Origin of the sequence: Actinophytocola sp. (genome assembly GCF_045807065.1) — a bacterium.
Classification (GTDB): Bacteria; Actinomycetota; Actinomycetes; order Mycobacteriales; family Pseudonocardiaceae; genus Actinophytocola.
On sequence record NZ_JBJMIE010000339.1, the window covers coordinates 1 to 19083 of the forward strand.

At 70.5% G+C, this 19083-nt stretch carries 15 protein-coding genes and 2 pseudogenes; 8 read left to right on the forward strand and 9 right to left on the reverse strand.

Features of this window, described 5'->3' with window-relative positions:
* Window positions 1-253 (forward strand): annotated as a pseudogene (locus ACJ73U_RS19565) (group II intron reverse transcriptase/maturase); the annotation flags it as partial.
* A gap of 112 nt (window positions 254-365) precedes the next feature.
* On the opposite strand, the pseudogene ACJ73U_RS19570 reads toward ACJ73U_RS19565, so the two are convergent.
* Window positions 366-630, reverse strand: a pseudogene (locus tag ACJ73U_RS19570) (transposase); the annotation flags it as partial.
* Between the two features lie 289 nt (window positions 631-919).
* On the opposite strand from ACJ73U_RS19570, the gene ACJ73U_RS19575 reads away from it, so the two are divergent.
* The 3 genes from ACJ73U_RS19575 (at window position 920) to ACJ73U_RS19585 (ending at window position 3028) form a co-directional block, all read left to right on the forward strand.
* Window positions 920-1111 carry a transposase gene (locus ACJ73U_RS19575; protein WP_407779095.1) on the forward strand — a complete coding sequence of 64 codons (192 nt, stop codon included), beginning with the start codon at window positions 920-922 and terminating at the stop codon, window positions 1109-1111.
* 432 nt (window positions 1112-1543) lie between these two features.
* Window positions 1544-2551, forward strand: coding sequence for an RNA polymerase subunit sigma-70 (locus ACJ73U_RS19580; protein ID WP_407779096.1), 1008 nt, complete (start codon window positions 1544-1546; stop codon window positions 2549-2551).
* A 45-nt stretch (window positions 2552-2596) separates the two neighbouring features.
* The gene (locus ACJ73U_RS19585; RefSeq protein ID WP_407779097.1) at window positions 2597-3028 is read left to right on the forward strand and encodes a nitroreductase/quinone reductase family protein; all 432 of its coding nucleotides are present in this window, start codon (window positions 2597-2599) and stop codon (window positions 3026-3028) included.
* Between the two features lie 213 nt (window positions 3029-3241).
* Here ACJ73U_RS19585 and ACJ73U_RS19590 read toward each other — a convergent pair whose 3' ends face one another.
* The 3 genes from ACJ73U_RS19590 to ACJ73U_RS19600 are packed head-to-tail and all read right to left on the reverse strand — an operon-like array spanning window position 3242 to window position 5120.
* A complete protein-coding gene (locus tag ACJ73U_RS19590; RefSeq protein WP_407779098.1) occupies window positions 3242-4243 on the reverse strand; it encodes an NADP-dependent oxidoreductase in 1002 nt (333 codons plus the stop codon).
* The gene (locus tag ACJ73U_RS19595; protein ID WP_407779099.1) at window positions 4243-4659 is read right to left on the reverse strand and encodes an organic hydroperoxide resistance protein; all 417 of its coding nucleotides are present in this window, start codon (window positions 4657-4659) and stop codon (window positions 4243-4245) included. The genes ACJ73U_RS19590 and ACJ73U_RS19595 overlap by 1 nt, the downstream gene beginning before the upstream one ends.
* The gene (locus ACJ73U_RS19600) at window positions 4656-5120 is read right to left on the reverse strand and encodes a MarR family winged helix-turn-helix transcriptional regulator (RefSeq protein WP_407779100.1); all 465 of its coding nucleotides are present in this window, start codon (window positions 5118-5120) and stop codon (window positions 4656-4658) included. Before ACJ73U_RS19600 ends, ACJ73U_RS19595 begins: the two co-directional genes overlap by 4 nt.
* A 75-nt stretch (window positions 5121-5195) precedes the next feature.
* Between ACJ73U_RS19600 and ACJ73U_RS19605 the strand changes: the two genes are divergently transcribed.
* Complete coding sequence (locus ACJ73U_RS19605; protein WP_407779101.1) at window positions 5196-7283, forward strand: MMPL family transporter; 2088 nt, start codon at window positions 5196-5198, stop codon at window positions 7281-7283.
* A 32-nt stretch (window positions 7284-7315) separates the two neighbouring features.
* On the opposite strand, the gene ACJ73U_RS19610 is transcribed toward ACJ73U_RS19605, so the two are convergent.
* Entirely contained in the window at window positions 7316-8218 is a 903-nt protein-coding gene (locus ACJ73U_RS19610; protein WP_407779102.1) for a ParB/RepB/Spo0J family partition protein, read from the reverse strand.
* A 281-nt stretch (window positions 8219-8499) separates the two neighbouring features.
* Between ACJ73U_RS19610 and ACJ73U_RS19615 the strand changes: the two genes are divergently transcribed.
* A complete protein-coding gene (locus ACJ73U_RS19615; protein WP_407779103.1) occupies window positions 8500-9342 on the forward strand; it encodes a mechanosensitive ion channel family protein in 843 nt (280 codons plus the stop codon).
* A gap of 141 nt (window positions 9343-9483) precedes the next feature.
* Here the strand turns inward: ACJ73U_RS19615 and ACJ73U_RS19620 are convergent, their stop codons facing one another.
* Window positions 9484-9837 carry a DUF6401 family natural product biosynthesis protein gene (locus tag ACJ73U_RS19620; protein WP_407779104.1) on the reverse strand — a complete coding sequence of 118 codons (354 nt, stop codon included), beginning with the start codon at window positions 9835-9837 and terminating at the stop codon, window positions 9484-9486.
* Between the two features lie 1240 nt (window positions 9838-11077).
* Here ACJ73U_RS19620 and ACJ73U_RS19625 point away from each other — a divergent pair.
* Both ACJ73U_RS19625 and ACJ73U_RS19630 read left to right on the forward strand, forming a co-directional pair.
* Window positions 11078-12607: a discoidin domain-containing protein gene (locus tag ACJ73U_RS19625; protein ID WP_407779105.1), complete on the forward strand. Its 1530-nt coding sequence runs from the start codon at window positions 11078-11080 to the stop codon at window positions 12605-12607.
* A 138-nt stretch (window positions 12608-12745) separates the two neighbouring features.
* The gene (locus tag ACJ73U_RS19630; RefSeq protein ID WP_407779106.1) at window positions 12746-13711 is read left to right on the forward strand and encodes an SDR family NAD(P)-dependent oxidoreductase; all 966 of its coding nucleotides are present in this window, start codon (window positions 12746-12748) and stop codon (window positions 13709-13711) included.
* 36 nt (window positions 13712-13747) lie between these two features.
* Here the strand turns inward: ACJ73U_RS19630 and treZ are convergent, their stop codons facing one another.
* The 3 genes from treZ to ACJ73U_RS19645 form a co-directional block, all read right to left on the reverse strand.
* On the reverse strand, window positions 13748-15484 hold the full coding sequence (gene treZ, locus ACJ73U_RS19635) for a malto-oligosyltrehalose trehalohydrolase (RefSeq protein WP_407779107.1): 1737 nt from the start codon (window positions 15482-15484) through the stop codon (window positions 13748-13750).
* Entirely contained in the window at window positions 15481-17715 is a 2235-nt protein-coding gene (gene treY / locus ACJ73U_RS19640; protein WP_407779108.1) for a malto-oligosyltrehalose synthase, read from the reverse strand. The genes treZ and treY overlap by 4 nt, the downstream gene beginning before the upstream one ends.
* A 3-nt stretch (window positions 17716-17718) precedes the next feature.
* Window positions 17719-19083: glycogen debranching protein (locus ACJ73U_RS19645; protein ID WP_407779109.1), on the reverse strand; the 1365-nt coding region annotated here is incomplete at its 5' end.

Below are 19083 nucleotides of genomic sequence, written 5' to 3' on the forward strand. Positions count from 1 at the left end.
GTATGCCGTCTGCAAGCACACCCTTGACCGGCTGCGTCATTTCGTTGAGTGGCGCATCATCCGCTGGTTACGCAAGCGGCATCGCTGGACGTGGAAGGTGTTCCGTCGCCGGTTCACCACTCCTGCTGGGCGGTGGCTGCCGATCGCGGCAGGCGGGGTCGCGGTGTTCAACCCGGCATCGGTGACGGTCACCCGCTACCGCTACCGAGGCACCAAGATCCCCAACCCGTTCACGCGGCTGACTCCAGCCTGACGACACCGATCGTGGAGAGCCCGGTGCGTCGAGAGGCGCACGCCGGGTTCGGCGAGCGGCCCGCAGAAACGGACCGGCAGTAATGCCGGCACCGCGCTGCGGGCCGACTCAACCAGCGCATCGTCCACCTGGTGCGGCCCGTGCCGTGGGGTCCAGGCTGCGGGTGACAAGATACAGACACTTCATCGCGCTTGTTCGGTTGGGAAGTGCCCGTGGGCGCGGATCGCTCGCCGGTGGCGGGCGTTGAGTGATTCGATCGCGTTCGTGGAGCAGATCATTCGCCGGATCTCGATGTCGTAGTCGAGGGATGGCACGAATTCGTTCCAGGCGTTGCGCCAGAGCCGGATCATTGCACTGTATTTGCTGCCCCATTTCTCTCTTGGTGAATAGCTTCAGCAAGCAGTCCGGGCCGGTCAGCGCCAGCCCTCGCGCCTTGGCCTCGGCCACCATCGCCGCCGCAGCGGCCTGCTCCGGCGACAGCTGGCGCCCGGGCTTGTCACTCTTGCGTGGACTCACAACATCAGATGTCATCACTCACAGTGCCCATCCCGCCGGACCTCGGTCTGGCGTGTCGGGCCGGAAACACCGATCTTGAGACAGTCCCGGTTCCCCCGCATCCCCCGCGTGAGGTCCCCCCCCGGATCGTGGAGGCATGGACCATGGATCATGCCCGAGAAGAGGCGGAGGTTCGACCGGGACCTTCGTGAGGGAGCTGCCCGGATCGTCTACGAGACCAACAAGCCGAACGCTCGGGCGGCGGCTGACCGGGGAATTCATGCGGGGACGCTGGCGAACTGGGTCAAGCAGGACAAGATCGCGCGGGGCCGAGGCCGTGGGGCTGGGTTTCGAGTTCGGTGACGCTGTGGTGGGCGGAGCGTCGGAGTTTGTGGTTGGTCAGTTCGGCGAACCAGCGTTCCACCAGGTTCATCCACGAGCTGCTCCAAGTCCGTGAGCGGGGCGATCCACGCCGGGCTCTACGCTGCGATCACCTGCAGCCTCATCGCTCAGACATCGCTGTCGGGCACGCCGGCCACGGCCGGTCCTGACCCGAGCGGGAGTCACGCCCCGTCGGGCAACCGACTCAAGGGTGTCCACCAGCTCCCTCCATCTCGGTCGGACCGAAAGAGTTGCCGCCGGACCGATTCCTTTCGCGGACGTTGGCGGTCTGCATTACCGAGGCGTTTTCCGCGCTGGGGTTCTGGGTCCTGTCCGGACCGAGCGATCCAGCGATGGAGCAACTCTCGCGGGGCAGTCATGATCGAGGTGTCAGGTGACGGCGAGGACAGGGTGATGACGGAGCGGTCAGAGGAGTTCGTGCGGCAGACTGAGCCGTTGCGGCGGGAGTTGCTGGCGCACTGCTACCGCATGTTGGGCTCGGTGGATGAGGCCGCGGAGTTGGTGCAGGAGACGTACCTGCGGGCATGGCGGTCGTACGGCACGTTCGAGGGTCGCTCCTCGCTGCGTACCTGGCTCTACCGCATTGCCACCAACGCCTGTCTGTCCGCGTTGGAGCAGCGTGGCAGGCGGGTGTTGCCCTCTGGGCTGGGTGGTCCGGCCGAGGATCCTGATGCGCCGCCGGGGCCGGCGGCGTCCGAGGTGGCCTGGTTGGGGCCGGTTCCGGACGCTGCGGTGACCCACGAGATCCCCGAGACCGCCGACGCCCGCGACACCCGCGACCCTGCCGCGCTTTTCGCGGTGCGTGACAGTGTGCGGCTGGCGCTCGTCGCCGCCCTGCAGTACCTGCCGGGCCGGCAGCGAGCCGTCCTCCTGCTCCGGGAGGTGCTGGGTTTCAGCGCCGGCGAGGTCGCGGCCATGTTCGGGGTCTCCACCGCCTCGGTCAAGAGCGTGCTGCAACGAGCCCGTGCGCGGCTCGACGAGGTCGCGCCCTCGCCCGAGAGTGTCATCGAGCCGACCGAACCGCATGCCCGGGACCTGCTGCGCCAGTACATCGCCGGTTTCGAGAACGCCGACATGGCTGCCCTGGAGAAGGCGTTGCGCGCCGACGCGGCCATCGAGCTGGTGGGCACGCGGACCTGGTTCCGCGGCAGGGCGACGTGTCTGCGCTACCTGGCGCAGGTGATCGGGTCTCCTGGCGACTGGCTGATGACCCCGACCCGCGCCAACGGCCAACCTGCCGCGGCCACCTACTACCGCACCGCCGAGGGAACCCATCAGGCCCTCGGGGTCGCGGTTCTCAGTGTCACCCCCACCGGGATCACCCGCATCACCGTCTTCCCCGGAGGGCCCGGGCTCGTGGCGAGGTTCGGTCTTCCCTCCTCTCATCCGAGTCGGTCCTAGGCCACGCCGCCCGAAGCGGCAGCCTCGAAGAAACCAAGGAGAGTCATGCCCACCGTGCCAGCTGACGAGGAGTTCCGGACCTACAACCAAGGCGTCATCAGGGAATTCCGCGCCAATCACGGCAGGGTCAGCCAACCGCCGTTCCCGGTCCTGCTGCTCACCACGACCGGGGCGCGTACGGGACGGCAGGCGACCGTGCCGCTCGGGTTCGGCGTGGACGACAAGGGCCGCGTGTTCGTGGTCGGCTCCAAAGCGGGCGCCCCCGAGCATCCGGCCTGGTTCCACAACCTGCGGGCCAACCCCACCGTGACGGTCGAGCTCGGCGACAGCTCCTACCAGGCCCGGGCCGTCGTCACGGCCGGCGAGGAACGCGACCGCCTCTACCGCATGGTCTCCGACGGCACCTCCGCCTACGAGCAGAACACCGACCGGATATTCCCGGTGATCATCCTCGAAGGCGTTCCCGCCCCGGCCTGACGTCCTCCTCCGGCCCGGCCGCCGGCGCCAGCGCCTTCGCCATCAGGAGGAGCGCTGGGCATGCGAGGTTGGATGTTCACACCGGTGCGCTGTTCGAGCCGACTCCAGAGGACGCCTCGCCCCGCTGCCCGCCGAGAGGACCCCTGGAACCGGTGCCTCAATGCCAAGGGCACCCTCGAGACGCTGTCCCAAGGGTGCCCTTCAGGCGCCGAGTTAGAGGCGGACGATCATCTTGCCCGTGTTCTCGCCGCGCAGCATGCCCAGGAAGGCGGCCGGGGCGTTGTCCAGGCCGTCCACCACGGTCTCCTCGGCCACCAGCTTCCCGGCGGTCAGCCACGCGCTGACCTCGTCGATCATGGCCTGGAAGCGGTCGTTGTGGTCCGAGACGATGAAGCCCCGGATCGTCAGGCGCTTCGTGACGACCTGGTGCAGGTTTCGCGGTCCCGGGGGCAGCTTCTCCTCGTTGTAGCCGGAGATCGAGCCGCACGCCGCCACGCGACCGTGGTTGTTCATCGCCCAGAGGGCTGCTTCCAGGTGGTCGCCGCCGACGTTGTCGAAGTACACCTCGATGCCGTCGGGTGCCGCGGCCAGCAGCTGTTGGGTCACCTTGCCGTCGCGGTAGTTGAAGGCCGCGTCGAAGCCCAGCTTCTCGGTCAGGTGCTTGACCTTCTCCGCCGAGCCGGCACTGCCGATGACCCGCTTCGCGCCCTTCAGCTTGGCGATCTGGCCGACCAGACCGCCGACCGCACCCGCCGCACCGGACACGAACACCGTCTCGCCCGGCGTGAACCGGGCGATGTCCAGCAACCCGACGTACGCGGTCAGCGCGGGCATGCCCAGCGCGCCGAGGAAGTGCGACGGGGAGACGCCCTCGATCGGCCGCAGCTTCGTGAAGCGGGTGAGCAGCGCGTGCGAGCGCCAGCCCGAGTTGTGCAGCACCAGGTCGCCCGGCGACACACCGTCCACACCGGACTCCACGACCTCGCCGACCGCGCCGCCCTCCAGCGCCTTGCCCAGCTCGTACGGCGGTACGTAGGACTTCACGTCGTTCATCCGGCCGCGCATGTACGGGTCGACGGACATGAAGGCGTTGCGCACCAACACCTCGCCGCTACCCGGAGAAGGCAGCTCGACCTCGGCGAACTCGAAGGTCTCGGCCGTCGGCCAGCCCGTGGGGCGGGAGGCCAGACGGATCTCCCTCGCCTCGACCGGCATCACACCACCTTCAGGTCGACGTCGATGTTGCCGCGGGTCGCGTTCGAGTACGGGCACATCTGGTGCGCCGCCTCGACCAGCTTCTCCGCCTGCGCGTGCTCGATGCCCGGCAGGGCGATCTCCAGCGTGACCGCGAGGCCGAAACCCTCGCCCTGCTTGCCGATGCCCACCTCCGCGGTCACCGAGGAGTCGGCGATCTTCAGCTTCTCCCGCCGCGCCACGCCCTGCAGCGCACTGTGGAAGCAGGCCGCGTAGCCCGCGGCGAACAGCTGCTCGGGGTTCGTGCCGCCGCCGCCCGCGCCACCCAGCTCCTTCGGCATGGACAGGTCGTGCTCCAGCACGCCGTCGGACGACGCGACGTGACCGAGGCGGCCGGCGCCGGTGGAGGTGGCTTTCGCCGTGTACAACGGGTTCACGGTTGGTCTCCTTCTTCTGGTGTGAGCGTTCGCGCGCTGACCGCGGCGGTCAGGCGCGCCAGGTTCTGCCGCAGTGCCTCCAGTTCGGCGAACTCCATGCCGGTCGCGCCCGCGATCTTGCGCGGCACGCCGCCCGCACGGGCCCGCAACGCGGCACCGGCGTCGGTCAGGTGGACCAGCACCGACCGCTCGTCCGACGTGGACCGCTCGCGGCGCACGTAGCCGTGTGCCGCCAAGCGCTTGAGCAGCGGCGAGAGCGTGCCGGAGTCCAGCTCCAGCGCCTGGCCGAGCTGCTTCACCGTGCTGGCGCCGCGTTCCCAGAGCACGAGCATCACGAGGTACTGCGGATAGGTCAGGCCGAGCGCGTCAAGCACCGGCCGGTACAGCTGCGTGACCGCGCGGCTCGCCGAGTAGAGCGCGAAGCAGACCTGCTTGTCGAGCTCCAGTCCGTCGCCGGTCATACCTTCACAGTACGCACAACTGAGTTGCGCACAACTTAATGTGCCGGCTGTCACGCCGACCCATACGCTTCCCGCATGCGTCGCATCCGATGGTGGGCACCGGCCCTGCTCGTTGTCGTCTGGCTCGGTCTCGGCGCCGTCGGCGGCCCGTACACCGGCAAGCTCGCGGATGTCGCGACGAACGACAACGCGTCATTCCTGCCCGAGTCCGCCGAGGCCACCGAGGCAGAGCACCTGCAGCGGCAGTTCACCGACAAGCAGGTCCTGCCCGCGGTCGTGGTCGCGGAGCGCAAGTCCGGGGTGACCCAGGCCGACATCGACTACCTCGACGACCGCGCCGCGGCGATCGCCCGGCTCCACGGCGTCGCGGGCAGGCCGACGCAGCCGCAGAAGTCCGACGACAGGGCGGCGGCCCAGTTCGTCGTGCAGATCGAGGGGACCGGCAGCGACCCGGGCAAGGTCGTCGAGGCCGTGCGCGCCGAGCTGGCGAAGGGAACCCCGGACGGGCTGACCGTGCTGGTGACCGGCCCCGGCGGGGTGGTCGCCGACCTCATCAAGTCGTTCGAGGGCATCGACGGGCTGCTGCTCCTGGTCGCGGGCGCGGTCGTCATCCTGATCCTGGTCGTCGTCTACCGCAGCCCGGTGCTGCCGCTGGTCGTGCTGATCTCCGCCGTCCTCGCGCTCGGCGTCGCGGCGTTCGTGGTGTACCAGATGGCGAACCACGACGTGCTGAAGCTGAACGGACAGAGCCAGGGCATCCTGTTCATCCTGGTGTTCGGCGCCGCGACCGACTACGCGTTGCTGCTGGTGTCCCGGTTCCGCGAGGAGCTGCGCGAGACGGACGACCGCTTCCGCGCGGTCCGCCGGGCCTGGCGCGCGACCGTCGCGCCGATCGCGGCCTCCGCGGGCACGGTCGTGCTCGGCCTGCTGTGCCTGCTGTTCAGCGACCTCCGGTCCAACCAGGGGCTCGGCCCGGTGGCCGCCATCGGCATCGTCGGCGCCCTGCTCGCGTCGACCACGTTCCTGCCCGCCGCGCTCGCACTCATCGGCAGGGCGGCGTTCTGGCCCTTCGTGCCGCACCGGGGCACGGAGAAGCCGGAGCACAGCGGGCTGTGGGGATGGGTGGCGCGGCGGGTCGGCGCGCGACCGCGGCTGATCTGGGTGGTCACCACGATCGTGCTGCTGGCCGGCGCCGCGTTCCTGCCACAGCTCAAGGCGAGCGGCACGGCGCAGACCGACCTGTTCCTGTCCGAAGTGGACTCGGCACTTGGGCAGGACGTGCTGTCCGCCCACTTCCCCGGCGGCTCCGGCTCGCCGACGGTGATCATCGCGCGGTCCGCCGCCGCCCGGCAGGTGATCGAGGCGGCGCGGGTCGACGGCGTGTCGCGGGTGTTCCCGGCGGCGGAGCGGAACGGGCGCGTGCTGCTGCAGGCGGTGCTGACGGACCCGGCGGACTCCCAGGCCGCGCTGTCCACCGTGGAACGGGTGCGGAACGCGGTGCACCAGGTCCGTGGCGCGGACGCGAAGGTCGGTGGCCAGACCGCCATCCAGCTCGACGTGCAGTCGGCGTCCCGCCACGACCGCGAGCTGATCATCCCGATCGTGCTCGTGGTGATCTTCATCGTGCTCTCGGTGCTGCTGCGCGCACTCGTGGCCCCGCTGCTGCTGATCGCGACGGTCGTGCTGTCGTTCGCCGCGACCATGGGCGTGTCCGCGCTGGTGTTCAACCACGTGCTGGACTACCCGGGTGCGGACACGGCGATGCCGCTGTTCGGCTTCATCTTCCTGGTGGCGCTGGGGATCGACTACAACATCTTCCTGATGACCCGGGTGCGTGAGGAGACCCTGACCTCCGACACCCGCAAGGGCACGCTCCGCGGTCTCGCGGTGACCGGCGGCGTGATCACGTCGGCCGGCGTCGTGCTGGCGTCGACGTTCGCCGCGCTGTCCGTGATCCCCGTGCTGTTCCTGGCGCAGATCGCGTTCATCGTGGCGTTCGGTGTGCTGCTGGACACGATCGTGGTGCGCTCGCTGCTGGTACCGGCGCTGACGGTCGACATAGGTCGCCGCATCTGGTGGCCGTCCAGCCTGTCGCGGCGGACACCCGAACCACCCGCGACCGCTCCACCGGAGAGCCGCATGGCGCGGCCGGGGAGCCGGTGACCACGGCACGTGCTCGGCCGCCGGCGAGACCGTCAGCCGGTCTGCGTGTGGGGTTCGCCCAGTAGCTGTTCCGCGAACCCCCGCCACGTGTCCGCGCACTCCATGGCCACCCGGGCGACGGCGTCGCGCCAGTGTGCGGGCATGTTCGCCGCGATGGCGGCCCACATCTCCGGCGGGACGGAGCGGACCTCCAGCAACCGCAGCAAGGTCCGCCCGGTCTCGGAGAAGCGGAGGGTGGGGTCACCGCGCAGCTGGCGCACGAGCGGCCCGGCGGGCACCGGCTCGTCGAAGGACCGCCGGCGGGTCGGGTCCTGGGCCGGTTCCTGCGGTAGGCGGCGGCGTACCGAGCGTGCCGTCTCCGGGGAGATGCCCGCGCGCCGGGCCACCTCGCGCAGGGACAGCGCCGGCTCGGCCAGCAGGATCGCGCGGGCCACGCGCCGCCGCTCCATGCTGTTGACGGGCCGGACCTTGCCGTCGTGCCCGACCCGGATGTCCGGGGCCAGGTCGGGATGGGCCCTGCGCACGCGCGCGACCGTCGCCGCCGACAGGCCCGAGGTGGTCGCGATCATGCGGTCCGACCAGTGCGGGTGCGACGTGACGATGCGCTCGGCGGCGGCCTTGCGGTCGGCCAGGGACAGCGGCAGTCCGTGCGTGACGTTGGTGCGCACGGCGAGGACGAACGCGTCCTGGTCGTCGCCGTCGAAGAACCGTACGGCGATGCGGGCCTCGCCGCGCAGCCTGGCCGCGCGGAGCCGGTGCATGCCGTCCACGACCCGCAGGTCTGCCCGGCGCACGATGATCGGGGGTAACTCGTCGGGAGCATCCGCCAGCACCTGGACGTGGTCGAGGTTCTCCCCGGCCCGCCGCGGCGACCAGCCGGCCCGCAGGGCGGTGACCGGAACGGTGGTGACAGGCCCATCGGCGTCGAACGGCATGCCGGCCCCCTAGATTTCGACCCTCGGGCCGCGGTCGAGGAAACTTCCGCTCCGTACGACGTTTCCAGCCCGCGGTCCCGGTCACCAGTGACGAACGCACCAAGGAACCGGGAAGAACTCACGGGTGGTCGGACGATGCCCGGGTGTCGGTTGTCGCAGGTCAGCGAGGGTCACGCGATCGGGTGATCGCGTGCGTGCCCGCGTGTGGCGGCTCACCTGTGGTGGTAGGTCGGGTGCGACGCGCGTCCGGTCGGGGGACGTGCCGGGTGGAAGGGGTGGCGATGGCCTACCTCGCAGCCGTCGACTTCGGTCAGGGCGTCTCGAACGCGTGGAGCGCGACAGCGACGTTCGTACCCAGGTTGGTGGCGTTCCTGGTCATCCTGTTCATCGGGTGGCTGATCGCGAAGGCGCTGTCCAAGCTCGTCGACAGGGTGCTGGGGCGGGTCGGGTTCGACCGGGCGGTCGAGCGCGGCGGCATCAACCGGATGATGGCCGGGAGCAGGTACGACGCGTCCGACATCGTCGCGAAGCTCGTGTACTACGCCGTGCTGCTGATCGCGCTGCAGATGGCGTTCGGCGTCTTCGGCAGCAACCCGGTGAGCGTCATGCTGACCGGCATCGTCGCCTGGCTGCCGCGTGCCGCCGTCGCGATCATCATCGTGGTGGTGGCCGGTGCGGTGGCGCGTGCCGTCCGCGACCTGGTCACGGGCATGCTGAGCGGCGTGTCCTACGGCAACGTGCTGGGCACGATCGCGTCGGTGTTCATCTGGGGCCTCGGCATCATCGCGGCGCTCAACCAGATCGGCGTCGCGACGTCGGTCACCATGCCGGTGCTGGTCACGGTCCTGGCCACGATCGCCGGCGTCGCGATCGTCGGGGTCGGCGGTGGCCTGATCCGTCCGATGCAGCAGCGCTGGGAGGGCTGGCTGGGGCGCGCCGAGGCAGAACTGCCCCATGCGAAAGCGAGCGCGGAGGCGTACCAACGAGGTAGGGAGGACGCCGGCCGCATGGGGGCGCCCACCGAGCGGATGGCCAGCCCGGTGGCACCCGGCACGACCGCCGGCAGGTCCCAGGGCCGGTCCGGCGGCGGCTACCCGACGCCGCCGGGCTCGTCCGAGCGCTGACGCTAGACCCGCGGCGGCCGGTGAAGCAGGGCACCGGCCGCCGCTTCCTGCTTCGTTGGAGTGACACACGAGCCCCTGTTGGAGGGAACAGCCGCACGGGCCATGGCCGTCTCGCGGCTCCAGCTGGGGCTGAGTCGTCCCTCAGGCCAGGGCTGTGTGGCCGGTCAGGTCGGAGAACGGGCGGCCCGGGTGCAGCTTCCGCGACAGGGCGCACACCGCCAGTAGACGGACGTGGTACCAGCTCGCCTCGCGCCAGGCGGCCGTGCCCGTCGGGATGGACAGGGTCAGGCCGCGCTCGCGCACGTGGTCCTGCACGCCCTGCGCATACCCCGCGAGCAGCACGATCCCCGCCACGGCCGCACCCGACTCGACGCCGACGGTCAGGATGTCCCGCACCGCCGCCGTGTGCTGGTCGACCACCGCCGCCAGGCCCGGCACGACAGCCGCCGCCGTCAGGCCCGCGGTGCCCAACTGTGCGTTCAGCCGATCCAACACGCGTCGCGCTGAGCGCTCGAGACGCCGGATCCCCAACTAGATCACCCACCAAGTAAACGATCGAAAAGCCAACCGCGTGTTTATCACGCTGCGTAGCTTGCAGGTGGGTGGAAGTGGCGGGAACCACATCGATTAAGGTTTAGCGCCGTACTTGCAAGGGAACAGCGCCCCGGATCTGGCCCGGATGAGGCCACCTAAGCGGTGGCGGCGGTTGCGCTGCGTGACCGGAGCTGGCTGTGCGGCGCTCGGAAGCATCGTCGCCGCCGGCTGGCGGCCGGCGGCGCGACTGACGGACTCTCGAAGTATCACCAGATGGATCTACTCCGCATTCCGGATGCGGTGACTAAACGTTAACTCCGAATTACCTAGGTAACCGCCCAATGCTTTCCCAGATCGTGGGATGAGATGGATCACACCGGCGGAATCGGTAACTCGTACGCATGGGCTAATGTGCCCTAGTCACCTCGGCGTGGTTCCGGAAGGCGGGCGGCGTACTGCTCGGCCTCGTGCCGGTTCACGCTTACATCTCGCCACTCCCGACGGGTCGCGTCGTACACGGAGTAGGTCCAGATGCAATCGTCGTTCACGTAGCCCGAGATCGCCCTGTGCGAGGGTTCGGACATCGCGTTCTCCTGTAGGAAATCGGCGGAATGTGTGTCTCATGATGCGACATTAGGAACAGTGTCGCGAGCAATGTCACCCGTACGGCGGGCAATCAAATAATACCATGACTTTGTGTGTGCGGCCGTGCTTGTGCACGTGCACAGGGCAATTGTCAAATGATTCGAATGATGCTGGCAATAGTCGGGCAGGTCTGCGGGAAATCCCCGACCAAAACTCGATGTGCGCTCGAGTGGCAACTGCCGCCGGCCTCGTCCTCGGGCTCCGGTCGCGGGGGAGGGGCGCATCGCGGCAGGCCACGGGGATCTCGATCTCGACGGCCGTGATCGGGCCGTTCACCTGCTGGTCATCGGGCGTCCGTGGGCTCATCCGCCGTCTCGGCATTTGCCATACGCATACCGGTGGGCATGCCCACCCGGTATCGAAGTCGTCAACCGTGGCGCACGTCTCACTCCATGTGTCCGCGAGCTGAGTTCCACGCCGAACCGAGGCACTAGGTAGTCATTGACTTGCGGGTAGGACATCGGTCTTTGCAAACTTTCGTAGACTTCTTGCGGTCGCCGGCGTTAACCTCTGCGTAGCCACCTGGGATCCCTGCCCCGGGTAGATGGAGCCACCGATGTCTCGACCCCGCCGCCCCCTGTTCGCCGCACTGGCACTGCTGTCCACGCTCCTCGCAGTCCCGACCGCCGCCGCAGCCAGTACCGCGGCCAGTCCCGGAGCCGCCGTCAAGGCCGTGGACGCCGCCGCGCCGGCCGCCACCCTGTCCCAGAACGTCCACCTCTTCTACTACCCCTGGTACGGCGCGGCGAACGGCGCCTACCGGCACTGGCCGCAGGGCGGCCACACCCCACCCGCCGACATCGGCGCCAACCTCTACCCGAAGCTCGGCCCGTACGACTCCGGCGACTTCGCGGGCGCCGTCGACCAGCACATGCGCTGGATCGTCCAGTCCGGCGCCGGCGTCCTGGTCTACAGCTGGTGGGGCCAGGGCTCCTACGAGGACGGCCTGGCGCAGGGCGTCCTGGACGCGGCGGCCCGCTACGGCATCAAGGTCGCCTGGCACCTGGAGCCCTACGGCGGCCGCACGGCGGCGTCCACGGTCGCCGACATCAACTACCTCAACCAGCGCTACGGCGCACACCCCGCGTTCTACCGCTACGGCGGCAAGGCCACGTTCTACGTGTTCGAATCGCTGTCGATCCCCGATGACGACTGGGCCGCCCTCGACGCGGTGACCGGCAGCAACATCGTGCTGGCCCAGACCACGGACGCGTCCCGTACAGATCACTTCTCCGGCATGTACACCTACGACGCGATCGCCGGCGCGAGCGCGCCCGGCTGGGAGCAGGCCGGCGAGTACGCGGCCGCGCACGGCCTGGTCTGGGCCCCGTCGGTCGGCCCCGGCTACGTCGACGACCGCGCCGTCCCCGGCAACACGACGCCGACCCTGGCCAGGGCGAACGGCGCGACCTACGACCAGGAGTGGACGAACGCGCTGGACCCGGCGAAGGGCGGCCTCCCGACCTGGGTGTCGGTGACGTCGTTCAACGAGTGGCACGAGGGCTCGGTCATCGAGCCGGCGAGCGGCACGCCGCCGGCGGGCTTCGGCTACGAGACCTTCGAGGGCGCCTACGGCCGCACCGGTGCCGCGGCGGAGACCGCCTACCTGGACCGGACGGCCTACTGGGCGACGGAGTTCGAGCAGCGCAGGGGCGGCACGGCGACCAACCTGGCGCTGAACCGCCCGGCGACCGCGGACAGCCGGTGCGTGGCGGCGGAGGGCCCGGAGAAGGACGTCAACGGAAGCGTGTCCGGCGGCAACTCGGACAAGTGGTGCTCGCTGGGTGCCGCCAAGTGGCTGCGCGTCGACCTCGGCGCGGTGCGGCAGGTCTCCCGCTTCGTCGTGCGCCACGCGGGCGCGGGCGGCGAGCCGGCGTCGTTCGACACGAGGGACTTCGACATCCAGACGAGCACCGACGGCACGACGTGGACGACGGTCGTGCGGGCACGCGCCAACACGGCGAACGTGACCACCCACATGGTGTCCCCGACGAACGCCCGGTACGTCCGGGTCAACGTGCTCACACCGACCCAGACCGCGGACACCGCCGCGCGGATCTACGAGCTGGAGGCCTACGCCAGCTGAGTTCGTCCGCCTCCCGACTGCCCGGGGGCGTGGCTGGCTCGATCCGTGGCCGCGGCATCCCGGGCATCGACACCCACCCGGAACCGGAGCCGGTTTCGATTTGACCTGGAGCGGGCTCGAGGTCGTACCGTCGAGGGCATGGCAGTAGCGCAGCAGCACAAGATCGGCTCCGGGTTCGGGTTCCGGAGCACGGCGGCCGAGGTCATCGACGGCATCGACCTGACCGGGAAGCTGGCCGTCGTCACCGGCGGCTACTCGGGCATCGGGATCGAGACGACGAAGGCGTTGGTGGGTGCCGGCGCGGCCGTCGTCGTCCCGGCCCGGCGTGCCGAGACTGCGGCCGGAGCGCTGGCCGAGCTGTCCACTGTGGAGGTGGCGACCCTCGACCTCGGCGACCTGGCCTCGGTCGTGGCTTTCGCGGAGGGGGTCCTGGCCTCGGGGCGGCAGATCGACATAGTGATCAACAGCGCCGGCATCATGGCGTGCCCGGAGACGAGGGTCGGGCCGGGCTGGGAGGCGCAGTTCGCGACCAACCACCTTGGCCACTTCGCCCTCGTCAACCGGCTGTGGCCGGCGTTGCGGCCCGGCGCGCGGGTCGTCGCGGTCTCCTCCGCCGCGCACCGGTACTCGGACATCCGCTGGGACGACGTGATGTTCGCCCGGGGCGGCTACGACAAGTGGGTGGCCTACGGCCAGAGCAAGACCGCGAACTCGCTGTTCGCGGTGCACCTCGACAGGCTTGGGCGGGAGTCGGGCGTCCGGGCGTTCACGCTGCACCCTGGTGGCATCCACACCCCGTTGCAGCGCCACCTCCCGCGCGCGGAGCTGGTCGCGATGGGTCTGCTGAACGAGGACGGCACCCCGCGGCCCAGCGACCTGTTCAAGACGCCCGAGCAGGGCGCCGCGACCCAGATCTGGGCCGCGACGTCACCCCAGCTCGCCGACCTCGGCGGCGTCTACCTGGAGGACTGCGACGTCGCCGGCATCCGCACCAGCGCCGAGTTCGGCGCGCCGGGCGTCTACCCGTACGCGGTCGACCCGGACGCGGCCGCCCGCCTGTGGACCCTCTCGGCCGAGCTGACCGGGGTGAACGCGCTCGCCTGAAGCGCGAACCTCCAGTCGTCGCCCGTGTGAACGGCCTTACACCCGCACGACCACCACCGAGTCCGGGGCGAGGGTGACGGCCTCCTCGCCGATGTCGGACTGGCCGTGGCTGAACAGGACCTCGCGGACCGGGCCGCCGCCGGTGGTGATCTCCGCCTTGGTCGTGGCCAGGTTCACCATGACCCGGAGGCTGCCGCGGTGGAGGACCAGCCAGCCGTCGGCCGCGTCGACCTGGAAGTGGTCCAGTCGGGGGTCGGTCAGCTCGGGGTGGGTGCGGCGCAACGAGATCAGCTCGCGGTAGGCGTCGTAGACCGACCGGTGCGCCGGGTCGGCGAGCTCCGCCCACGGCAGTGTCGACCGGACCACGGTGGCGACGTCCATGGGGTCCGGGACCTCCGACGCCCCCCAGCCGTGCTCGGCGAACTCCTCGCGCCGGCCGTCGCGGACCGCGGCGGCCAGCTTCGGGTCCTCGAAGGACGCGAAGAACTGCCACGGTGAGCTGGCCGCCCACTCCTCGCCCATGAACAGCATCGGGGTGTACGGCGAGCACAGCACGATCGCGGCGCCGCACAGCTGGCGGGCCGGTGAGATGGTCGCGGTGAGGCGGTCGCCCTGCGCGCGGTTGCCGATCTGGTCGTGGTTCTGCAGATAGGCGAGGAACCGGTGGCCCGAGACGCGGCTGGTGTCGAAACGCCGGCCGTGCGTGCGCCTGCGGAACGACGACCACGTGCCGGCGTGGAAGAACGCCTGCCGCAGCGTCGTGGCGAGCGCGCCGGGTGCGCCGAAGTCCGCGTAGTACCCGTCGGTCTCGCCGGTCAGCGCGACGTGCAGCGCGTGGTGGAGGTCGTCGCACCACTGGGCCTCGAGGCCGTAGCCGCCGGCGTCCCGGGAGGTCACCAGCTTGGCGTCGTTGAGGTCCGACTCGGCGATCAGCGACAGCGGCCGCCGCAGGCCCGCCGACAGCGCGTCCACATCGGACGCCAGCTCCGCCAGCAGGTGCGTGGCGCCCTTGTCCACCAACGCGTGCACGGCGTCGAGGCGCAGCCCGTCGAGGTGGTAGTCGCGCAGCCACGAGAGCGCGTTCTCGATCACGTACCGGCGGACCTCGTCGGACAGCGGGCCGTCGAGGTTCAGTGCCGGGCCCCAGATCGTCTGCCCGGCGAAGTACGGCCCGAACCGGTCGAGATACGCGCCGGACGGGCCGAGGTGGTTGTACACCACGTCGAGCAGGACCCCGAGGCCCCGCGCGTGGCACCCGTCGACGAACCGCTTGAAGGCGTCGGGCCCGCCGTACGGCTCGTGCACCGCGCCCCACGCCACGCCGTCGTAGCCCCAGCCGGCCGTGCCGTCGAAGGCGTTGACGGGCAACACCTCCACGAAGTCCACCCCCAGCTCGACGAGGTGGTCGAGCCGTTCGAGCGCGGCGTTGAACGTGCCCTGCTCGGTGAACGTGCCGACGTGCAGCTCGTAGATGACGCCGCCGGCGAGCTGCCGCCCGGTCCACCCGCCGTCGGTCCAGCCGAACGCCTCGTGCGAGTACCGCCGCGACGGGCCGTGCACACCGGCGGGCTGCCAGCGGGAGCGCGGGTCGGGCAGCGGGGTCTCGTCGTCGTCGAGCAGGAACGCGTAGTCGGTGCCGTCGCCGGTGCCGGGCACCTCGGCGTGCCACCAGCCGCGGTCGTCACGGGTCATGTCGTGCACGGCCGGGCCGATGGCGAGGCGCACCCGCTCGCGCTCGGGCGCCCACACGGAGAACCGCTCCTGCTCGCTCATCGGTCTCCTCTCAGCAGCAGCGCGACGGGGTAGCGGGCCAGCAGGTCGCCCACCCGGGCCGGGGCGTCGACCGGGGCGCCGGTGAGTAGGTCGCGCCACGCGCCGGGGCCGCCCGGCAGCGGGAGCACGGTGTCGTCCCACCCCCGCAGCGACAGGGGCAGCCGGGTGGCGACGACCACCAGCTCGGGCCGCCGGTTGAACGCGACGACGTGGTCCGCGGCGGGACCCTGCGCGACCAGCGGGCGGTAGCCGGTGAACAGCTCCGGCCGGTCGCGGCGCAGCCGCAGCACCTGGCGGACGACGTGCAGCTTGGCGGCCCCGGTGTCGTCGACGTCCGGCAGCCACCCGTCCTCCAGGCGGGCCAGCAGCTCCCGGCGGAGGTCGTAGTCGACCGGCCGCCGGTTGTCCGGGTCCACGAGGGACAGGTCGAACAGCTCCGTGCCCTGGTAGACGTCGGGCACGCCCGGGCCGGCGAGCTGGACGATCTTCTGCCCGAGCGAGTTCGCCCGGCCGGCGCCGGAGATCCGCTCGACGAACGCGCCGATCTCGTCGCCGAGCTCGGTGATGACGCGTGCCGGCCAGGCGTTGACCTCGGCCTCGAACTTCTCGTCGTGGTCGACCCAGCTGGTCCGGACCTTGGCCTCCTTGGCGGCCTTGTCGAGGTAGTCGCGCAGGCGCTCCGGCGAGATGGGCCAGGCGCCGACGACCGTCTGCCAGGCGAGGAGGTTGAGCGAGGGCTCGCCGATGCCGTGCGTGGCGGACCAGTGGGTGACGGCCGCCGCCCAGTCGTCGGGGATCTCGGACAGCACGGCCAGGCGCGCACGCACGTCCTCGGCCCGCTTGGTGTCGTGAGTGGACAGTGCGGTCATGGTCGCGGGCCACCCGGCCGCCCGCGCGCTGGCGCGGACGTGGAACTCGGCCGGGGTGACCCCGAACCGCTCGGGCGTCCCGCCGACCTCGTTGAGCGCGACGAACGGCGTGTACCGGTAGAAGGTGGTGTCCTCGACCCCCTTGGCGACGACCATCCCGGAGGTCTGCTGGATCCGGGTGGCCAGTTCGCCCCGCGGATCGGCCCGCACGGCGCGGTCGATGGTGTCGACGGCCTCGGCGAGGTCGGGCCGGGCCCGCTTGGCCCCCTCGACGGCGCTCAGCCAGTGGTCCAGCCCTTCCGGCAGGTAGGACCGGTAGACGGGGAAGGCGACCATGATCTCGGCGACGGCCTCGGGCGGCACGTCGGCCAGCGCGGCGATCCGCCGCATCTCCGCGGCGAGCGAGGTCCGCGTGATGAGCCGCCGGCTCTCCTCCTCGACGACGTGGACGTCGGGCTCCGCCGCCATCGCCGTCAGGCGGGACCGCGCGGCCGGGTCCACGAACAGGCCGCTGAACTCCCGCAGCGCGTCGTAGCCCGTCGTGCCGTCCACGGGCCAGCTCGCCGGCAGGGACTCGTCCACGGCCAGGATCTTCTCCACGACCAGCCACGCCTCCGGCGCCTCCGCCCGCAGCCGCCGCATGTAGCCGCCCGGGTCGGCGAGCCCGTCCGGGTGGTCCACCCGCAGGCCCGTCACGTCGCCGTTGCGCACCCAGCGGAGCACCTCGCCGTGGGTGGCCGCGAAGACCGCCGGGTCCTCGACCCGCACGCCGGCCAGCGTCGTGATGTCGAAGAACCGGCGGTAGGTCAGCTCCGCGTTGCCCCGGCGCCAGGACACCAGCCGGTAGTGCTGCCGCTCGTGCACCTCCGCCGCGGTCCCCCCACCCGTGCCGGGTGCCAGGGGGAACTCGTGCTCGAAGTACACCAGGCGGTCCCCCTCGACCTTCAGGTCGTCCAGGGAGTCGGAGCCCAGCACCGGCAGCAGGATCGGCCCGCGCGACCAGTCGATGTCGAAGTACGACGCGTACGCCGACGCCGGGCCGTCGCGCAGCACGTCCCACCACCAGCGGTTCTGCGGAGCCGTCGCCATGTGGTTCGGCACGATGTCCACCACCACGCCCATGCCGGCGCGCCGCGCGGCCGACATCAGGGCCACGCGAGCGGCCTCGCCGCCCAGCTCGGGGGACGTCTCGGTCGCGTCCACCACGTCGTAGCCGTGCGTCGAGCCGGGTGCCGCGGTCAGCAGGGGGGACGTGTAGACCGCGCCGACCCCGAGGCGCGCCAGGTAGTCCACGACGGACTCCGCGGCGTGGAGGTCGAAGGCCGGGTTGACCTGCAGGCGGTAGGTCGATGTGGGAGTCACGGGTCAGTCTTCCGTACGCTGCAGCAGGATCAGCGACCTGGCGGGCACCGTGAGCGCCTCGCCGGCCGAGACCACCTTCGGGCCGGACTGGTCCGCGGACACCGCACCGACCAGCGCGCCGGTGCCGGACTCCGCGTAGACCTCGCCCGTGTAGGTGTCCAGCACCGCGGTCCACTCGCTGCCGTAGTCCCCGCGCGGCAGGGTCATGCTGATGTCGCCGTCGTGGGCGTTGAAGCACATCAGGAACGAGTTGTCGTGGACGCGTTCGCCCCTGCGGTTGAGGTCCGGGATGCCGTCGCCGTTCAGGAAGACCATGATCGACCGGCCGAAGCCCGCCTCCCAGTCCTGTTCGGACATCTCGTCGCCGGCCGGGGTGAACCACGCGATGTCGCGCAGCTGGTCGCCGGAGCGGATCGGGCGGCCCTGGAAGAACCTCCTGCGCCGGAACACCGGGTGGTCCTCGCGCAGCGTCACGACGGCCGCGGTGAAGTCGACGAGGTCGCCGTTCTGATCCAGCAGCGACCAGTCCACCCAGGACAGCTCGTTGTCCTGGCAGTAGGCGTTGTTGTTGCCCTGCTGGGTGCGGCCCAGCTCGTCGCCGTGCAGCAGCATGGGCACGCCCTGTGACAGCAGCAGCGTGGCGATCAGGTTGCGGCGCTGGCGGGCCCGCAGCTCGTTGATCTTCTCGTCGTCCGTCGGGCCCTCGGCGCCGCAGTTCCACGAGCGGTTGTCGTTCGCGCCGTCGCGGTTGTCCTCGCCGTTGGCGTCGTTGTGCTTCTCGTTGTACGACACCAGGTCGTTCAGGGTGAAGCCGTCGTGAGCGGTCACGAAGTTGATCGACGCGTACGGGCGGCGGCCGTCGTCCTGGTACAGGTCCGACGAGCCGGTGATGCGGGAGGCGAACTCACCGAGCGTCGCCGGCTCGCCACGCCAGAAGTCCCGCACCGTGTCGCGGAACTTCCCGTTCCACTCCGTCCACAGTGGTGGGAAGTTGCCGACCTGGTAGCCACCGGGGCCGACGTCCCACGGCTCGGCGATCAGCTTGACCTGGCTGATCACCGGGTCCTGCTGCACCAGGTCGAAGAACGTCGACAGCCGGTCCACGTCGTAGAACTCGCGGGCCAGCGTCGACGCAAGGTCGAAGCGGAAGCCGTCGACGTGCATGTCGAGCACCCAGTAGCGCAACGAGTCCATGATGAGCTGCAGCACGTGGGGACTTCTGACCCGCAAGGAGTTTCCGGTGCCGGTGTAGTCCATGTAGTACTGCTTGTCGCCGTCGACGAGGCGGTAGTAGGCGGCATTGTCGATGCCCCGCATGGACAGCGTCGGGCCTTGGTGGTTGCCCTCGGCTGTGTGGTTGTAGACGAC

Bases quoted from the DNA above. Each gene is read 5' to 3' on its own strand.
- ACJ73U_RS19575 (WP_407779095.1), top strand. From the start codon at position 920: ATGCCCGAGAAGAGGCGGAGGTTCGACCGGGACCTTCGTGAGGGAGCT.
- ACJ73U_RS19585 (WP_407779097.1), top strand. From the start codon at position 2,597: ATGCCCACCGTGCCAGCTGACGAGGAGTTCCGGACCTACAACCAAGGC.
- ACJ73U_RS19625 (WP_407779105.1), top strand. From the start codon at position 11,078: ATGTCTCGACCCCGCCGCCCCCTGTTCGCCGCACTGGCACTGCTGTCC.
- ACJ73U_RS19580 (WP_407779096.1), top strand. From the start codon at position 1,544: ATGACGGAGCGGTCAGAGGAGTTCGTGCGGCAGACTGAGCCGTTGCGG.
- ACJ73U_RS19600 (WP_407779100.1), bottom strand. From the start codon at position 5,120: ATGACCGGCGACGGACTGGAGCTCGACAAGCAGGTCTGCTTCGCGCTC.
- treZ (WP_407779107.1), bottom strand. From the start codon at position 15,484: ATGAGCGAGCAGGAGCGGTTCTCCGTGTGGGCGCCCGAGCGCGAGCGG.
- ACJ73U_RS19615 (WP_407779103.1), top strand. From the start codon at position 8,500: ATGGCCTACCTCGCAGCCGTCGACTTCGGTCAGGGCGTCTCGAACGCG.
- ACJ73U_RS19590 (WP_407779098.1), bottom strand. From the start codon at position 4,243: ATGCCGGTCGAGGCGAGGGAGATCCGTCTGGCCTCCCGCCCCACGGGC.
- ACJ73U_RS19630 (WP_407779106.1), top strand. From the start codon at position 12,746: ATGGCAGTAGCGCAGCAGCACAAGATCGGCTCCGGGTTCGGGTTCCGG.
- ACJ73U_RS19610 (WP_407779102.1), bottom strand. From the start codon at position 8,218: ATGCCGTTCGACGCCGATGGGCCTGTCACCACCGTTCCGGTCACCGCC.
- ACJ73U_RS19605 (WP_407779101.1), top strand. From the start codon at position 5,196: ATGCGTCGCATCCGATGGTGGGCACCGGCCCTGCTCGTTGTCGTCTGG.